The organism is Caballeronia sp. M23-90 (assembly GCF_053574605.1).
The window spans coordinates 1-397 of the sequence record NZ_JBSIPA010000979.1 but is presented as its reverse complement, the minus strand read 5'-3'; the positions used below and the strand labels follow the sequence as shown (position 1 = coordinate 397).

1 pseudogene is annotated in these 397 nt (G+C 51.9%); it reads right to left on the bottom strand.

From position 1 onward, the window contains the following. Nucleotides 1-397 (bottom strand): annotated as a pseudogene (locus ACRXB1_RS37410) (hypothetical protein); the annotation flags it as partial.

The following is a 397-nucleotide window of genomic DNA, read 5'->3' as shown; positions in this document are numbered from 1 at the left end:
TCTCCCGATCCTCAGTGAGAACCTCGATCTGCCCGTTTTCCTCCACGTCTTCGATATAATCCTCCAGATATCTGAAATCCAGGGGGTGGGGATCATGGATGCGCTCGAGTTCCTTTTCGTGCACGTAAAATCGGGCGTTTTCACATTTGTAATCGTTTTCGCAATGATCGTTGTGCAGATGGGTATGGATGACCATGTCGATGTCCCCGGGGGTGAGATCGAATCGTCCCAGCCCCTCCTCGAAGGTATATATCTTCCCCCCGATGGCTGTCTCCCGATCCTCAGTGAGAACCTCGATCTGCCCGTTTTCCTCCACGTCTTCGATATAATCCTCCAGATATCTGAAATCCAGGGGGTGGGGATCATGGATGCGCTCGAGTTCCTTTTCGTGCACGTA